Source organism: Bradyrhizobium frederickii (genome assembly GCF_004570865.1).
In the GTDB taxonomy this organism is placed as follows: Bacteria; Pseudomonadota; Alphaproteobacteria; order Rhizobiales; family Xanthobacteraceae; genus Bradyrhizobium; species Bradyrhizobium frederickii.
In genome coordinates this window covers 100,799-117,911 of the sequence record NZ_SPQS01000017.1, presented here as the reverse complement: position 1 = coordinate 117,911, position 17,113 = coordinate 100,799, and the positions used below count along the sequence as shown (strand labels likewise).

The 17,113-nt window shown below is 65.2% G+C and carries 10 protein-coding genes; 4 read left to right on the top strand and 6 right to left on the bottom strand.

Translation table 11 applies throughout. The features are described from left to right. Positions 1–92: 92 nt before the first annotated feature. Positions 93–1,100: a KpsF/GutQ family sugar-phosphate isomerase gene (locus tag E4K64_RS26835; RefSeq protein WP_135166163.1), complete on the bottom strand. Its 1,008-nt coding sequence runs from the start codon at positions 1,098–1,100 to the stop codon at positions 93–95. Positions 1,101–1,293: 193 nt separating this feature from the next. Between E4K64_RS26835 and E4K64_RS26830 the strand changes: the two genes are divergently transcribed. Next, positions 1,294–3,048: an outer membrane beta-barrel protein gene (locus E4K64_RS26830; RefSeq protein ID WP_135166162.1), complete on the top strand. Its 1,755-nt coding sequence runs from the start codon at positions 1,294–1,296 to the stop codon at positions 3,046–3,048. A 12-nt stretch (positions 3,049–3,060) separates the two neighbouring features. Then, complete coding sequence (locus E4K64_RS26825; protein ID WP_135166161.1) at positions 3,061–3,327, top strand: hypothetical protein; 267 nt, start codon at positions 3,061–3,063, stop codon at positions 3,325–3,327. Positions 3,328–3,487: 160 nt separating this feature from the next. On the opposite strand, the gene E4K64_RS26820 is transcribed toward E4K64_RS26825, so the two are convergent. Both E4K64_RS26820 and gltB read right to left on the bottom strand, forming a co-directional pair. After that, positions 3,488–4,939 (bottom strand): glutamate synthase subunit beta, encoded by a 1,452-nt coding sequence (locus E4K64_RS26820; RefSeq protein WP_135166160.1) that lies wholly within the window; start codon positions 4,937–4,939, stop codon positions 3,488–3,490. A gap of 155 nt (positions 4,940–5,094) precedes the next feature. Continuing rightward, positions 5,095–9,828 (bottom strand): glutamate synthase large subunit, encoded by a 4,734-nt coding sequence (gene gltB / locus E4K64_RS26815; protein ID WP_135166159.1) that lies wholly within the window; start codon positions 9,826–9,828, stop codon positions 5,095–5,097. A gap of 492 nt (positions 9,829–10,320) precedes the next feature. Here gltB and E4K64_RS26810 point away from each other — a divergent pair, with 492 nt between their 5' ends. Further along, positions 10,321–11,091, top strand: a complete 771-nt coding sequence (locus E4K64_RS26810; RefSeq protein WP_135166158.1) for a flagellar biosynthesis protein FlhF — start codon at positions 10,321–10,323, stop codon at positions 11,089–11,091. A 240-nt stretch (positions 11,092–11,331) separates the two neighbouring features. Here the strand turns inward: E4K64_RS26810 and E4K64_RS26805 are convergent, their stop codons facing one another. After that, positions 11,332–12,102 carry an alpha/beta fold hydrolase gene (locus E4K64_RS26805; RefSeq protein WP_135166157.1) on the bottom strand — a complete coding sequence of 257 codons (771 nt, stop codon included), beginning with the start codon at positions 12,100–12,102 and terminating at the stop codon, positions 11,332–11,334. 290 nt (positions 12,103–12,392) lie between these two features. Then, a complete protein-coding gene (locus tag E4K64_RS26800) occupies positions 12,393–12,866 on the bottom strand; it encodes an Hsp20 family protein (RefSeq protein ID WP_167772276.1) in 474 nt (157 codons plus the stop codon). Between the two features lie 220 nt (positions 12,867–13,086). Between E4K64_RS26800 and E4K64_RS26795 the strand changes: the two genes are divergently transcribed. Continuing rightward, positions 13,087–14,034: an alpha/beta fold hydrolase gene (locus tag E4K64_RS26795; protein ID WP_135166155.1), complete on the top strand. Its 948-nt coding sequence runs from the start codon at positions 13,087–13,089 to the stop codon at positions 14,032–14,034. Between the two features lie 131 nt (positions 14,035–14,165). Here E4K64_RS26795 and E4K64_RS26790 read toward each other — a convergent pair whose 3' ends face one another. Next, positions 14,166–16,940 (bottom strand): di-heme-cytochrome C peroxidase, encoded by a 2,775-nt coding sequence (locus tag E4K64_RS26790; protein ID WP_135166154.1) that lies wholly within the window; start codon positions 16,938–16,940, stop codon positions 14,166–14,168. Positions 16,941–17,113 lie beyond the last annotated feature (173 nt).

Here is a 17,113-nt window from a genome sequence, read left to right as displayed (position 1 = left end):
TCCATCGTGCAGCGCCCTCGGAGATGAATGGATTCCGGGCTCGCGCCCAAGCGGGCGCGCCCCGGAATGACGGCGCGGGGAGAGACCGCGCCTTAAGCCACGCCCGCCCGCAGCAGATCGTGCAGATGCACGATGCCCACCACCTTGCCCGCCTCGGTGACGACCAGCGTCGTGATCTTGCGGGTGTTCAGCACCTCGATCATCTCGGTGGCGAGCATCGAGGGCGGCACCGTCTTCGGCTGTTTGGTCATGATGTCGTCGACCGATGCCGAGAGCAGGTCGGGCCGCATGTTGCGGCGCAGGTCGCCGTCGGTGATGATGCCGACGGCCTCGCCCGCAGCGTTGACGATGCAGACGCAGCCGAGGCCCTTGGCCGACATCTCGACCACGGCTTCTGACATCTCGGTGCCCAGGCGTTTGACCGGGATTTCCGCGCCCGTGCGCATGTAGTCGCGGACGAATTTCAGCATCGCGCCCAGCTTGCCGCCCGGGTGGAAATGCGCGAACTCGAGCGCAGTGAAGCCGCGGCCTTCGAGCAGCGCGATCGCGAGTGCGTCGCCGATCGCCGCCTGCATCAGCGTCGAGGTAGTCGGCGCCAGATTGTGCGGGCAGGCCTCGCGCGCTTTCGGCAGTTCGATCACGATGTCGGCGGCTTGGCCCAGCGACGACGACGCATTCGACGTCACCGCGATCATCGGAATGGCGAAGCGCGCCGAATAGTTCACGAGGTTCTTCATCTCCGGCTGCTCGCCGGACCAGGACAGCGCCATGATGACGTCGTCGGTGGTGATCATGCCGAGATCGCCATGGCCGGCCTCGGCGGCATGCACGAAGAAGGCGGGCGTGCCGGTCGAGGCCAGCGTTGCGGCGATCTTGCGCCCCATATGGCCGGACTTGCCGAGCCCGGTGACGATGACGCGGCCCTTGGCATTGCGAATCAGCTCGACCGCTTTGGCAAACGTCTCGCCCAGTGGGCCGCGCAGGGCGGCTGCGAGCGCGTTGATGCCGCCGCTCTCCGTCTCCAGGGTGCGGAGCGCGGATTCGACGCTGTCAGGGATGGGGCCGGATGATGCGGTCATCAGCGGTTTCGAGCTCGGCATAATCTGGTCCAGGGAGGAGGGGGCGTTTGCCCGGTCGGCGCCTCATTAGCACGCCGCGGCTCTGGAGGCGACGCGCGCGCCAGGGCCCTCAACGGGTCATTAACCATAATTGTTTTAACTCCATTAACGATGGTTCCCGCCAGCCGGTGGGCGCGATCGTGAAAGTGTTTGATTTCGTTGGAGTTATTCCATCGTGGGGTGGTCTCCTGGCACCGGCCGGAGCAAACGCGCGCAATTCCTGCGCGCGGCTTTGCCGTGTCTTGTCCCCTGCCTTGCGCTGACCGCCCTCGGAAATGCCCCCGCGGCCGCCCAGAGCCTCACGCCCGATCTGTTCAATCCCAACCGCGGCGGCTTCGCCTCGCCCGAGACGCTGCCGACCCGCCGCACGGCGGGCGTGCCGCAGGCGCCGTCGGACGCGTTGCCGGCGCTGCCCGATCCCAGTGCCGATCCGCGCAAGGCCCGCGAGAGGCCGGCGGCCTCCCGCATCGGGCAGGTCCCGACCTATGGCCTTCCCGCGGCCACCGGCGCGAGCGGCGCCGGCTACGACTCGCTCAACCGCAAGCGACAGCAACCCAAGCTCTATCCCGGCCAGCCGAAGCCGAAGCGCGCGGCCGGTCCCGGCTCGCCGGTGCCGACCACGGCGCCGCCGTCCACACTCGGCCTGCCGAAGATTGCACCGCCGCCATCCGCCTCCGCGAACAAGTCACCCGTGCCCGCGGCGATGGCGGGCAACGTGCCCGGCCAGCCGCTGCGCCGCCGCCTCAAGGCGGATGACGATCCGTTCGGCGCCGTCGGCGACTACGCCGGCAGCTTCCTGATCAAGGGCGGGCTCGAGCTCTCCACCGGCTACGACACCAATCCGGCGCGTCTCAACAAGCCGGTCGGCTCGCCGGTCGTCGTGGTCGCGCCCGACCTCCTCGTCGTATCCGACTGGGAGCGCCACGCGCTGGTCGCCGACCTGCGCGGCTCGTTCTCGGGCTACACCAACAATATGCCGGCGACGATCGACGGTTCTGCCTCGCCGTCGCCGGTCGAGATCAATCGTCCTGACTTTACCGGCCATGTCGACGGCCGGCTCGACGTCACCCGTGATCTCAAGCTGACCTCGCAGCTGCGCCTGCGCCTCGCCACCGACAATCCCGGCAGCCCGAACGTGCAGACCGGATTGCAGAAATATCCTGTTTACGCCGCCTATGGCACCACCGTCGGCTTCGACCAGACCTTCAATCGCTTCCAGGTCGCCGCCGGCGCCACCGTCGATCGCACCACCTACACGGACTCGAAACTTACCGACGGGGCGACCTTCAGCAACGACGACCGTAACTTCAACCAGTATGGCGGCGTCGGGCGCTTCTCTTACGATCTGAAGCCCGGGCTGAAGCCGTTCGTCGAGATCCAGGGCGACACCCGCGTCCACGATCAGGCCGCCGATCGCAACGGTTACTTCCGCGATTCGAACGGCGGCTATGCCAAGGTCGGCTCGTCCTTCGAGTTCTCGCGCATCCTCACCGGCGAAGTCTCGGTCGGTTATTCCGCGCGCAACTACACCGACCCGCGTCTCAGCCAGCTCGCAGGGTTTCTCACCTCGGGCTCGCTGATCTGGAATGCGAGCGGGCTGACCACGGTGAAATTCTTCACCGACACGCAGATCGCGGAGACTACGGTCGCCGGCTCCTCCGGCGTCCTGGTGCGGACCTACTCGGCCGAAGTCGACCACGACTTCCGCCGCTGGCTCACCGCCGTCGGCAAGTTCACCTACGGCACGCTCGACTACCAGGGCCAGAACCGCAACGACAAGACCTATTCGCTCGAAGGCAATCTGATCTACAAGCTCAACCGCAACATCTGGGTCAAGGGCACGCTGCGGCATGACATCCTGGAGTCGAACCAGCCGGGGTCGAGCTCGCAGGGGACCGTGGTGATGGTGGGCGTGAGGCTGCAGAATTGAGGAGAAGCCATCATGGCAGCCCGAATTACTTTGGACATCAATTCGGCCGGTGAATTCGAGTTATGGCTTAATCCCGAAGGCCGAGATCTCCTCGTCAAGGAATTGCTGGCTCTAAGTGAAACAAACGAGCACTTTCACTTAATGCCTTCCGATGTCCCGTCGGACGTTGAAGTTTCGACACGCCCCTATCGACCGAACGACAAGCTTCTTGAATACGGTAAGGTTCTGTTCCGGCTTGACGAGTGGGACGCGCTGCACTTTCCGCACGTCTTAGGCTGAGGCGCGCTTTGCCCAATCACTCTGTAGTCATGCCCCGGCTTGACCGGGGCATCCAGTACGCCGCGGCCCATCGCCTCAATCACGAACGTTTCTGGAATACTGGATCGCCCGGTCAAGCCGGGCGATGACACCGTCTGTAAGGCTGGCAGCGGACCAACACCTACCGCGGCAGGTCCGTCTTCCCCATCAAAAACGTATCAATCGACCGCGCGCACAGCCGGCCCTCGCGGATCGCCCAGACCACCAGCGACTGGCCGCGGCGCATGTCGCCGGCGGAGAACACGTTCGGGCGCGAGGTCTGGTAGTCCAGCGTGTTGGCCTTGACGTTGCCGCGCGGGTCGAGCTCGACCGAGAGCAGCTTGAGCAGGCCCTCGTGCACGGGATGGACGAAGCCCATGGCGAGCAGGACGAGTTCGGCCTCGAGCTCGAACTCGGTGCCGGCGATCGGCTTGAACTTGTCGTCGACGTGCACGCAGTGCAGCTTTTTGACCTTGCCGTCCTCGCCGGAAAATTTCTGCGTCAGCACGGCGTATTCGCGCACCGCGCCTTCGGCCTGGCTGGAGGAGGTCCGCATCTTCAGCGGCCAGTTCGGCCAGGTCAGGCCCTTGTTCTCGCGCTCGGGCGGAGCGGGCATGATCTCGAGCTGGGTCACGGAGAGCGCGCCCTGGCGCAGCGAGGTGCCGATGCAGTCAGATCCGGTGTCGCCGCCGCCGATGACGACGACGTGCTTGCCGCCGGCCAAAATCTCCTGGACGCCGCCGAGCGGCTCATTCGAGACGCGGCGGTTCTGCTGCGGCAGGAAATCCATGGCGTAGTGGATGCCTGACAACTCACGGCCGGGAATCGGCAGGTCGCGCGGGGCTTCCGCGCCGCCGGTCAGCGCCACCGCGTCGTACTCGTTGAGCATCTCGCGCGGATCGACATTGCCGTCCGCGCCGACATGGCTGTTGTAATGGAAGGTGACGCCTTCGGCTTCCATCTGAGCGACCCGGCGGTCGATGACGCCCTTCTCCATCTTGAAGTCGGGGATGCCGTAGCGCAGCAGGCCGCCGGCCCTGGCGTACTTCTCGTAGACGTGCACGTCGTGGCCGGCGCGCGCGAGCTGCTGCGCGCAGGCCATGCCGGCCGGGCCCGAGCCGATCACCGCGACCTTCTTGCCGGTCTTCTGGGCGGCGATCTCCGGCTTGAGCCAGCCATTGTCCCAGGCGCGGTCGACGATCGCGCATTCGATGGTCTTGATGGTGACCGGGTTGTCGTCGATGTTGAGCGTGCAGGAGGCTTCGCACGGCGCCGGGCAAATTCGCCCCGTAAACTCCGGAAAATTGTTGGTGGAGTGCAGATTGCGCGAGGCCTCTTCCCAATTGCCCTGATAGACGAGGTCGTTCCAGTCGGGGATCTGGTTGTTGACCGGGCAGCCGGGCGTGCCGGGCGCGACCGAGCCGGTGCCGTGGCAATAGGGAATGCCGCAGTTCATGCAGCGCGCGGCCTGGTCGCGCACCTCCTTCTCGGAGAGGGGAACGACGAATTCCTTGTAATGCTTCACGCGCTCGGTGACCGGGGTGTACTTGCGGTCGCGCCGTTCGATTTCGAGAAAACCCGTGATCTTGCCCATTAAACCCGAAGTCCCTGCCGCTTAGTCGTTTGTTCTCTCACTCCTCTTCCTGAGGAGCGGCGCGCTTTTCGCGCCGCGTCTCGAAGGATGAGGCCCGGATGGTGACCTCATGGTTCGAGACGCGCTGCGCGCTCCTCACCATGAGGGCTTTTTTCTTACGCCCCGATCGCGATTTTCGGCTCGGCGTCCGCGTTGGCGGCCAGTTCGCGCAGCGCGCGCCGGTACTCGACCGGCATCACCTTGCGGAATTTGGGCAGCCATTCCTTCCAATTGGCAAGGATGTCGGCGGCGCGCCTGGAGCCGGTGGCTTTCGCGTGGCGCGAGATCAGGACGTGCAGCCGCTCGACGTCGGAGGCGAGCAGGTTCTTGAACACGTCGACCCGACCGTGCGCCTCGAGGTCACCGGCATGGTGATAGGTGCCGGCGTTGATCAGCTCCTCGGACAGCACCGGCTCGAGCTCGACCATGCTGAGGTTGCACAGCTTGTCGAAGTCGCCGGTCTCGTCGAGCACATAGGCGATGCCGCCGGACATGCCGGCCGCGAAGTTGCGCCCGGTCTTGCCGAGCACGACCACGATGCCGCCGGTCATGTATTCGCAGCAATGATCGCCCGCGCCCTCGACCACGGCGACCGCGCCCGAATTGCGCACGGCAAAACGCTCGCCGGCGATGCCGCGGAAGTAGCACTCGCCCGCGATCGCACCGTACATCACGGTGTTGCCGACGATGATGCTCTCTTCCGGCACGATGCCGGAGTTCTGCGGCGGCTTGACGATGATCTTGCCGCCCGACAGGCCCTTGCCGACATAGTCGTTGCCTTCGCCTTCGAGCTCGAAGGTGACGCCGTGGGCGAGCCAGGCGCCGAAGGCCTGGCCGGCGGTGCCCTTGAGGCTGACATGGATGGTATCGTGCGGCAGGCCGGCATGGCCGTAGATCTTGGCGACGGCACCGGACAGCATCGCGCCCGCGGAGCGGTTGGTGCTGTTGATGCTGGCCTCGATCTTCACCGGCGCGCCGCGGTCGAGCGCAGGCTGGGCCTGCTCGATCAGCGAGCGGTCGAGCACCGCCTCCAGATGATGGTTCTGGCGCTCGGAGTGATAGATCTTCTGGCCCTTCTCTTCCTTCTGCTTGACGAACAGCTTGGAGAAGTCGAGGCCCTTGGCCTTCCAATGCGCCACCAGCTTGGTCTGGTCGAGCAGCTGCACCTGGCCGACCATCTCGTTAAATGTGCGGAAGCCGAGCGAGGCCATGATCTCGCGGACTTCCTCCGCGACGAAGAAGAAGTAGTTGATCACGTGCTCGGGCTGGCCGGTGAAGCGCTTGCGCAGCACCGGATCCTGGGTCGCGACGCCGACCGGGCAGGTGTTGAGATGGCACTTGCGCATCATGATGCAGCCGGCCGCGATCAAGGGCGCGGTGGCGAAGCCGAACTCGTCGGCACCCAGCAGCGCGCCGATCACGACGTCACGGCCGGTGCGGAAGCCGCCGTCGACCTGGACCACGATGCGGCTGCGCAGCCGCTCGCGCACCAGCGTCTGATGGGTTTCGGCAAGGCCGATCTCCCACGGTGAGCCGGCGTGCTTGATCGAGGTCAGCGGCGAAGCGCCGGTGCCGCCCTCAAAGCCCGCGATGGTGACATGGTCGGCGCGCGCCTTGGCAACGCCCGCGGCCACCGTGCCGACGCCGATCTCGGAGACCAGCTTGACCGAGACGTCGCCCGTCGGGTTGACGTTCTTGAGGTCGTAGATCAGCTGCGCCAGGTCCTCGATCGAGTAGATGTCGTGGTGCGGCGGCGGCGAGATCAGGCCGACGCCCGGTGTCGAGTGCCGGACCTTGGCGATGGTCGCGTCGACCTTGTGGCCGGGCAGCTGGCCGCCTTCGCCGGGCTTGGCACCCTGCGCCATCTTGATCTGCATCATGTCGGAGTTGACGAGATACTCCGTGGTGACGCCGAAGCGGCCCGAGGCGACCTGCTTGATCGCCGAACGCATGGAATCTCCGTTCGGCATCGGCTTGAAGCGATCGGCTTCCTCGCCGCCTTCGCCGGTGTTCGACTTGCCGCCGATCCGGTTCATGGCGATCGCGAGCGTGGTGTGTGCCTCGCGCGAGATCGAGCCGAAGCTCATCGCACCCGTGGCGAAGCGCTTGACGATGTCCTTGGCCGGCTCGACCTGGTCGAGCGGGATCGGCTTGCGCTTCTCCTCCTCCGCGTTCTTGATCCGGAACAGACCGCGCAGCGTCAGGAGCCGCTCCGACTGCTCGTTGAGGATCTTGGCGAAGGCGCGGTAGCGCTCCTGCGAATTGCCGCGCGCGGCGTGCTGCAACAGCGACACCGACTCGGCGGTCCAGGCATGGTCCTCGCCGCGGCTGCGATAGGCATATTCGCCGCCGACATCGAGCGCGTTCTTGTAGACCAGTGCCTCGCCGAACGCGTCGGCATGACGCCGCACCGCTTCTTCGGCGATCTCGGCAAGGCCGACGCCCTCGACGCGGGTGTGAGTGCCGGCAAAGAACTTGGCGACGAAGTCGGCCTTGAGGCCGACGGCGTCGAAGATCTGAGCGCCGCAATAGGACTGGTAGGTCGAGATGCCCATCTTGGACATCACCTTGAGCAGGCCCTTGCCGATCGACTTGATGTAGCGCTTGACGATTTCGTAGTCGTCGAGCGAGCCGGGCAGGCGATCCTTCATCGCGATGATGGTCTCGAACGCGAGGTAAGGATTGATCGCCTCGGCGCCGTAGCCCGCGAGACAGGCGAAGTGATGCACTTCGCGCGGCTCGCCGGATTCGACGACGAGGCCGACCGAGGTGCGCAAACCCGTGCGGATCAGGTGATGATGCACCGAGGCACAAGCCAGCAGCGACGGGATCGGTACCCGGTCGGTGCCGACCATGCGGTCGGACAGGATGATGATGTTGACGCCCTCGCGCACCGCGCTCTCGGCGCGCGCGCAGAGCTCGTCCAGCACCTGGTCCATGCCGGCCGCACCGAGACCGGCATGGAAAGTCGTGTCCAGCGTGCGCGACTTGAAGTGGGTGTCGGCCACGTCCGAGATCGAGCGGATCTTTTCCAGGTCAGCGTCGGTCAGGATCGGCTGACGCACTTCGAGACGCTTGGTGGTGGCCATGCCCTGCAGGTCGAACAGGTTCGGCCGCGGTCCGATGATGGAGACGAGGCTCATCACCAGCTCCTCGCGGATCGGGTCGATCGGCGGGTTGGTGACCTGCGCGAAGTTCTGCTTGAAGTAGGTGAACAGCGGCTTGGCCTTGTCCGACAGCGCCGAGATCGGCGTGTCGTTACCCATCGAGCCCGCGGCCTCTTCGCCGGTGGCCGCCATCGGCGTCATCAGGATCGCGATGTCTTCCTGGCTGTAGCCGAACGCCTGCTGGCGATCCAGCAGCGACAGATTGGAGCGCACGCCGGTGGTCGGCACCTTCGGCAGCTCTTCCAGCACGATCTGGGTCCGCTCCAGCCACTCCTTGTAGGGATGGCTCCTGGCGAGCTCGGCCTTGATCTCGTCGTCGGGAATGAGGCGACCCTGCTCGAGATCGACCAGCAGCATCTTGCCGGGCTGCAAGCGCCACTTGGTGATGATCTGGTCCTCAGGGATGGTCAGCACGCCCATCTCGGACGCCATCACGATGCGGTCGTCCTTGGTGACGAGGTAGCGCGCGGGCCTGAGGCCGTTGCGGTCGAGCGTGGCGCCGATCTGGCGGCCGTCGGTGAAGGCGATCGCGGCGGGGCCGTCCCACGGCTCCATCAGCGCGGCGTGATATTCGTAGAAGGCGCGGCGCTTCTCGTCCATCAGCGGATTGCCGGCCCACGCCTCCGGAATCATCATCATGACGGCGTGCGGAAGCGAGTAGCCACCCTGCACCAGGAATTCGAGCGCGTTGTCGAAGCAGGCGGTGTCCGACTGACCTTCATAGGAGATCGGCCAGAGCCGGTTGATGTCCTTGCCGTACAGCTCGGAGCTCACCGAAGCCTGCCGCGCCGCCATCCAGTTGGTGTTACCGCGCAGCGTGTTGATCTCGCCGTTATGGGCGATCATGCGGTAGGGGTGCGCCAGCGACCAGGCCGGGAAGGTGTTGGTCGAGAAGCGCTGGTGCACGAGCGCGAGCGCGCTCTCGAAGTCCTGCTCGTGCAGATCGGGATAGTACTTGCCGAGCTGGTCGGCGAGGAACATGCCCTTGTAGATCACGGTGCGGCAGGACATCGAGCACGGGTAATAGCCCGCAAGCCCGCGGTCGCGGCGCTGGTAGATCGCCTGCGAGATCGACTTGCGCAGGATGTAGAGCCGGCGCTCGAATTCGTCCTCGGTCTTGGCGGTGTCGTTGCGGCCGATGAACACCTGCATGCAGGCGGGCTCCGTCGGCTTCACGGTGACGCCGAGCGAGGAATTGTCGGTCGGGACGTCGCGCCAGCCGAGCAGGGTCAGGCCCTCTTCCTTGATCTGGTCGGCGATGATGCTCTTGATGACGTTGCGCCAGGCGGTGTCGCGCGGCATGAACAGCGCGCCGATGGCGTATTCGCCGGGCGCCGGCAGCGCGAAGCCGAGCTCCTTGGCCTTGCGGCTGAAGAAGGCGTGCGGGATCTGCACCAGAATGCCGGCGCCGTCGCCGGCGCGCGGGTCGGCGCCGACAGCACCACGATGCTCGAGATTGCAGAGGATGTTCAACGCATCCGAGACGATCTCGTGCGACTTCTTGCCCTTGATGTTGGCGATGAAGCCGACGCCGCAGGAATCCTTCTCCAGGCTCGGATCGTACAGGCCTTCGGCTTCGGGGCGCGAATTGTGCTCCTGAATCGGATCGGTCGTTTTCGAGGCGGCCGTCGCCGACAGCTGTTCTGCCACGATGCTTGCGCGCTCGAATTGCGACCCGTTCATTGTTCCTGTCCTCTCCATGCGGCAAGCTGCCTCACCGCTATCTTCGGCGCACCTTGGGCGTTCCGCGGCACCCGCCTCTGGGTCACCGCTCGTCCTTTGCGAGCCGCATTTTCTTAAATTCAGGCTTAGGCGTTCTTCGTCCCCGAGAACGGCTTTGCCTGGTACCTTCCTGGGTCCCGAGAGCACCAGGATTCGCTGCAATCCCTGTGCCGGGATCGCGAGCAAAATTGAGACAGTCTTCCTGTCCTAACCATCACCTTGCCAAATTTTTGTCTAGCACACAAGCGTGCGGAAGTCCCGATTCCCCTAATGTCAATCAATCGCTTTCCAAAAGTTGCGCAGCCGCGGTTTTGAAGGAAACGCGCCCTGATCCGGCCCTGTGGACGCCGGAATCCCCAATGAAGCTTCGCCTCAGCCCTTCGATCCGAGCGCCACGCCGCAAGAAGCGAAAGAGCGCGAGGCATTCGGGGGCCTGACAGGAGCGTATCGACCATGAAGTTTTTCACAGGATGTGTGGCCGCTGCCGCGCTGATGCTGGCTGCAACCGCCACTCGGGCCCAAGTTCCGGCCAGCGGTATCGGGGGCGGGGGCTATGTCGCGGCCTCGGATTTCCACGGACCGTACGTGCCGGGCGAAGCCGCGCCACCCCCGCCGCCGCGCTACGGCTACGGTTATGGCTACGAGGAGCGCGGCCCGGCGCCTGCGCTGTTGCCGGCCACCGAGGTCTATGCGGTTCTGCGTGACAACGGCTTCTCGCCGCTCGGCATCCCGCGCCTGCGCGGCAGCGTCTACACGATCGCCGTGATCGACCGTCGCGGCGACGATGGCCGGCTCGTGATCGATGCCCGCGATGGTCGGATCATCCGCTTCCTGCCGGCCACTGACGCCTACGGCATGGCGCCCGCCTATGAGGAGCGCGCGGTCGCGCCTTATGGGCCGCAAACCGCGCTGCCGCCGCCAGTCATGGTCCGCAGCGGCCCGCCGCGCCCGCCAGCCGCGATCCCGCATGTGGCATCTCGCACTGTACCGCTTCCCAAGGCCGCGCCACGACGCGGCGAGACGCCGGTTGCCGTCGCCAGGCCGGCCGAGCCCGCGACGCAGCAGGTTCAAGCGCCGCAGGCTCCCGCACAGCAGACCGCTGCCGTGCAGGCAAAGCCTGTCGAGGCCGCTCCGGCAGGCGCCGCGCCGACCGTCGGCCAAGCCAAGCCTGCCCCGGCGATCCTGCCGACCCAGGACATGCCGGCCGCACAGGGGCTCGATTAGCGCTGCGAGTTTGGCGCGACGGCGTCGGCCTCACCAACGGTGTCATCCCCGCGAACGCGGGGATCCATACCGCGTGATTGATCGGTGGGGATGAGGTGCGAGTACCGAACTGAGAATCTTCGCCAAACTACTCCCTGGGGTTATGGGTCTCCGCGTTCGCGGGGACGACATTGGGGAGAGATTGAGTAAAACAAAGAGCGCCTGAAGATCTCAGGCACTCTTGCATTTTCAGCGATCACCCTAGCTCCGCGGATACCCCGCGGCTTCCAGGATCAGATTCGCCACCTGCTTCGGATGCGACACCAGCGAGAGATGGCCGGCATCGAGTTCGATCGTGGTGGCGTTCATGCGCTTGGCGAGGAAGCGCTCGAGATCGGGGTTGATCGTGTAGTCGTTCTTCGACACCGCGTACCAGCTCGGCTTGCTGCGCCATGCCGCTTCCGTGGTGCGGCCGGCGAAGATCGAGGCCGCGGTCGGCCACTGCACGGCATAGAGCTCCTTGGCCTGCTCAGGCTTCACGCCATTGGCAAAGTACTTCAGGAAGGCGTCTTCCGAGAGCTTAGTGTAACCGTCGCGTTCGACGATGCCGGCGCGCACCGGGCCGGTCGGAAACTGCTTCGACAGGGCGACGAAATCCTCGTTCGCATCGGGCGCGCGGGCGGCGATATAGACGAGCCCGGTCACTTTCGGATCGGTGCCGACCTGGCTGATCACGGTGCCGCCCCAGGAATGCGCGACCAACACCGTGGGACCATCCTGCTCGGCCAGCGCGCGCTTGGTCGCCTCGACGGAGTCGCCGAGCGACGACAGCGGATTCTGCACAGCCGTAACATGCAGGCCTGCGGCCTGGAGGATCGGGATCACCTCCGACCAGCTGGAGCCGTCGGCCCAGGCACCGTGCACCAGCACGACGTTCTTGGCCTTCACCGTCTGCGACGTCTGCGCATGGGCAAAGCTGATGGGAGCCGCCAGCAGGCTCGCGGCGACGAAAAGGCTGCGCCAGAAGGTCATGATCGTTCTCCGTCTCGTTCTGTTTTCGATCTCCAAAGGACGGCGCGCGAGGCGGTGGCGTTACGCTTGGTCACTCACCCGTGACAGGCATTTGATCGGGCGCGTCGTGATTGCGCGATCGATGTACCGGCCGCGACACGCAGCCCGGCTTATGCAGCACCATGTCATCCTAGAATGGCGCCTCGAACCAGTATTTCCATTTCGACCGAAAACCAGAGCCGTGGACGGAACACGCAAAAAAACGCCCCGGGGCACCGGGGCGTTTTCGTAACTTGGAAGTGGCGCGCGATTTACGCGGCGGCTTGCGCGGCCGAGTTCTCGATCACCTGCGCCTTCGGGGCGCCGGTGTTGATCGCGATCTGGCGCGGCTTCTTCGCCTCGGGAATCTCACGGACGAGGTCGACGTGAAGCAGCCCGTTCTCGAGCGAGGCGTCCTTCACCTGCACGAAGTCGGCGAGTTGGAAAGCGCGCTCGAAGGCACGCGCGGCGATGCCGCGGTACAGCACTTCGTTCTTGCTGTTCTCGTTAGCGACCTTTTCGCCCTTGATCGTCAGCGTGTTTTCCTTCGCGACGATGGAGAGCTCGTCCTTGGCGAAACCCGAAACCGCAACGGTGATGCGGTAGGCGTTCTCGCCGGTGCGCTCGATGTTGTAGGGGGGATAGCCGGGGCTGCCGCCGTCCGAACCGGCCTGGTCGAGCAGGCTGAAGAGGCGGTCGAAGCCGACGGTGGAACGATAGAACGGGGTGAGATCGTAGCTACGCATGGTCAAGTCCTCCATTGAGCGACTGTTGGGTAACCCGCCCGCCAATCGGGCCGGGCTTTCATCTGTGTGCAGCCTGATGTTCCGGTTCCGAAACACTGGTAGCGGCCTGCACGAAGGTGATATGGGTGGAACGAGACGGCGTTCAAGAGGGCGGCATTTGCGCCTTTTCGGCGCTTTGGCCCCTTGATTTGCAGCACTTCGCGCCCAAGCACCTCCAATCATGACGCTGGTCTCGATCCCGTCCAACCCCGTCCCCGAAAACGTCGTCAGCGGCACCATCAAGACCCCCGATGGCGTCGAGCTGCGCTTTGCACGCTGGGCCCCGCCGGCGAACCGCAAGGGCACGGTCTGCGTCTTCACCGGGCGCAGCGAGCAGATCGAGAAATATTTCGAGACCGTGCGCGACCTGCGCGACCGCGGCTTTGCGGTGGCGATGATCGACTGGCGCGGGCAGGGGCACTCCTCGCGCCGCCTGCGCGACCCGCGCAAGGGCTATGTGCGCGATTTCGCCGATTTCGAGATCGACGTCGAGGCCTTCGTGCAGCAGGTGGTGCTGCCGGATTGCCCGCCGCCGTTCTTCGCGCTGGCCCATTCCATGGGCGGCACGGTGATGCTGCGGGTGGCGCATGCGGGCAAGCGCTGGTTCGACCGCATGGTGCTGTCGGCACCGATGATCGACCTGCCCGGCCGCACCACCTCGTTTCCGGTGCGGGCGTTGCTGAAGACGATGCGCCTGCTCGGGCAGGGCGGCCGCTATGTCCCCGGCGGCAGCGACCGCCTCACCGGGCTCGATCCCTTCATCAACAATCCCGTGACCAGCGATCCCGTCCGCTATGCACGCAATGCCGCGATCCTGGAGGAGGACCCGACGCTCGGACTGGCGTCGCCGACCGTCGCCTGGGCCGATACCGCTTTCCGCGCGATGCACACGTTCAAGCGCGTGAACTACCCCTCCCAGATCCGCCAGCCGATCCTGATGCTGGCGGCCTCCAACGACACCGTGGTCTCGACCGCGGCGATCGAGGAGTTCGCCTATCATCTGCGCGCAGGATCCCATCTCGTGATCGCCGGCGCCAAGCACGAGATCCTGCAAGAGCGGGACCGCTACCGCTCCCAGTTCTGGGCCGCCTTCGACGCCTTCGTGCCGGGCACGCCGCTGTTCAAGTGAGCGCTTGAGCGAGGGATCGTGCCACGAACTCATCATGCCCGGGCTTGTCCCGGGCATCCACGTTCTTGGGGCAGGGAAAAGTTCGTGGATGGCCGGGACAAGCCCGGCCATGACGACGAACTCTGGTCGCGCTACAGCGTCTTCAGATACTCGATCAGATCGTAGCGCTCGGCGTCGTCCTTGAATTCGCGGCCGATCACGCCGGGGCGTTTCGGCTCGCCGTCCTTGCGCTCGAAGGAATGGCCGAGAACGCTGTTGCCCTGAACCGGCTTGCCGTCGGATCCCGTCGCAGAGAACTCCGTTTCACCCGTCTTGCACGTCTCATTTGCGGTGACAGCAAAACCGACGGTCTCGGGATCATAGTCGCGGCGGCCCATGCAGAATCTTTGCGGGCGCTCGCCCGCCGGCTTCAGCAGCCAATACAGCGATGGCACCGAGCCATTGTGCAGGTAAGGCGCGGTGGCCCAGATCCCGTTCAGCGGCCGCGCGCGATAGCGCGGATCGGGCGCCGGATTGAGGCAGTTCTTGCGCGCCAGGTTCCACAATCTCCCCCGCTCTGCCTCCGAGATGTTCTCGTCGTCCATCCATTTGCGCGCGACGAGGTCGACCACCGTCATCAGGCCGAGTGCATAGACCATCTCGTTGGGCGATTTGCTCGCGGTCGGGACCTCGCATTGCCACCATGTCTGGAGGTCGGCCGTGTTCACCTTCAGGAAGCCCGGCACATCGACGATCCTGTTGCCGAGCACGAGCGACTGCTCGGGATCCGTGTTGATCTCCTTGAGCGGAATCGTGACGGCGTTCAGCACCTTGCTGTCGCCGCTCGGCTCCCAGTGCTTGGATGACCAGAAGGCGGGGGTGTCGACGGCCGGAAGGTGGCATCCGGAGCACATCTCGGCATAGATGGCGCGGCCGCGCTCGACGCGATCGGGCTTCAGCCGCCATGCGTCGCCGAGGATCTGCGAGGGCCATTTCGGCGCGAGCAGGCCGCCGAACTTCGGACCGGTGGAAGAATCGGCCGACTTGAACGGATCGGGGCCTCTCAACATGTCCTCGATCCAGCCGAGCGTCCTGATGTTCACCGAGGAGCGCCACAGCCGGTCCTCCGGATAGGCGTCGGACAGGTTGAGCAGCGCGGTCACGCCGAGCGCCTCGCCGGCGTTGCGGATCAGCGGCTGCTCGATCGAGGCGTCGTATTGGGCGAACTTGAACCAGGGCACGGTCCAGATCGCGGGGTAGCTGACCGGCGCGTCCTGGGCGTGCAGGTTCTTCTCGAATCCCTTGACCCCGCTCAGCGCCAGGTCCTGCGAGAAGACCTGGTTGCCGATGCGGTTGAGGGCGTCGAGGCGGCCAAGCCCTTCCTCGGTATCCTTCTGCTGCCGGCCGTCCCAGGTCTTCTTGCCTTCAATCGTGCTTTGCTGGGTTTTCGCCCAGTCGATCAGGAACGTGCCGATTGCGCTGAGCTTCTGCTTGAGCGCGGCGCGGTCGGTCTTGCTGGCATCGGGGCCGAGCACGCGATCGGCAAAGCGCTGGAAGCGGAACGGGACGTACAGCGTATAGGCAATCGACAGGCCGGTGGAGAGCTCCAGCTTCTTCAGGTCGGTCATGGCCGGGCCGCCGTCGAAGCGGACGTCCACGCCCTGGTAGTGGATCTGGCCGGTGTGGCAGGCCGCGCAGGTCAGTCCGATCTTGTCCTCTTCGCGACGATCGGTGGCGGGATCGACGACGCCGGTCATCCGCGCGAATCCGACCGGCAGGCCGTCGACGTTCTCGGCCGGCGTCCACCTGGTCGACCAGTCCGGCACCTGCGTCGTCTCGTAGACATTGGCGTAGCCGAAGCGGCGCAATGTCGTCGTGTCGGTCTGGATCGACTGCGGACTCGGGATGAAGCCGAAGCCTTCGAGATAACTGCTGTCCTTCATCATGCCCGGCTTCGAGAACAGATGCAGGCGCGGCTGCTCCAGCGCCATGAACCACTCATAGGGCACCGGAAAGGTCGCGGTGCCCTGGCTGGCATGATGGAACCAGTGCCGGTCCTTCATCGACCAGTTTTGCTCGAGCCAGAAGGCGGCCTTCGTTTCCGGGACTGCAGGCAAAGGCGGCGGCAGAAGGTTCACGAGGATGCCCTTTTGCGGCAGCATGGCGCGGACCTGGTTGGGGAATTCGGCGATGGCCACCAGCGCGACGAGCCCAAGGCCGATGACGAACGCCGTCAGCGCGACGGCCCAGCGAAAGCGCAGCTGGCAGGTCGACAGCAGCGGCTGCGACAATATCCGCTGATTGATGCGATCGGGGAATCGGCGCTCGTTGAACAGCGTGCGAACGTCGGCCACGCTGAGATAGCGCTCCTCGTCCGTCTTGCCCTTGCCGATGATCTTCAAGAGGATGGGCCATTCGAATTTCATCAGCAGCGGGTAGTACCAGCGTACGGCGCTGCCGGCCCGCTTGAGGTTGTCGCGCATGAAGGTCTTGATTTCCGCGGCGTTCAGGCCGGGCTCGCTGCTGCCGGTGTTCGGGTCGGTGTAGGTCCGGCCGAAGCTCGCGAGCCGCGCGATCTCGTCCTCGTTGACCTTGCCGTCGACGCCGAGGATGCGCGAGCCGGCGCCGCGCTTGTCGAGCGGACCGCCGCGCAGCGCGTCGAGCTGCGCACCCGACCAGATGCTCTTCAGGATGTGCTTGAAGCCGTTGGCGATGAGCGCAACGCCGCGGACCTGGATGCGGGCCGAGACCTTCTTCAGCCCGGTCTCGCCGGTCGCATTTGCGATGGTCTGCGACAGCGTGTTCAGCGGGACGGTGCCGCCCTCGACGAAACCTTCACCGACGAGGCCGCGCAGGAACGGGCATGGATTGTTCGGCGAGACCGGGATCGACGGATCGAAGGGAGGCTTCGAGGCGGGGTGATGCATGGCCCAAATCCTGAAAACAGCGAATCGTGAAATGGCGCGCCGATCAAGCGCGGAAAGTCCTAACAAACCGACAGCACAATATACTACTTCAGCGTGTGACGAAGTGTGGTCGATTTCACTGTCGTGTCAATAAGAGCAGGCGCGAGGTCGCCAAGGATCAGAGTGGGTGTCCC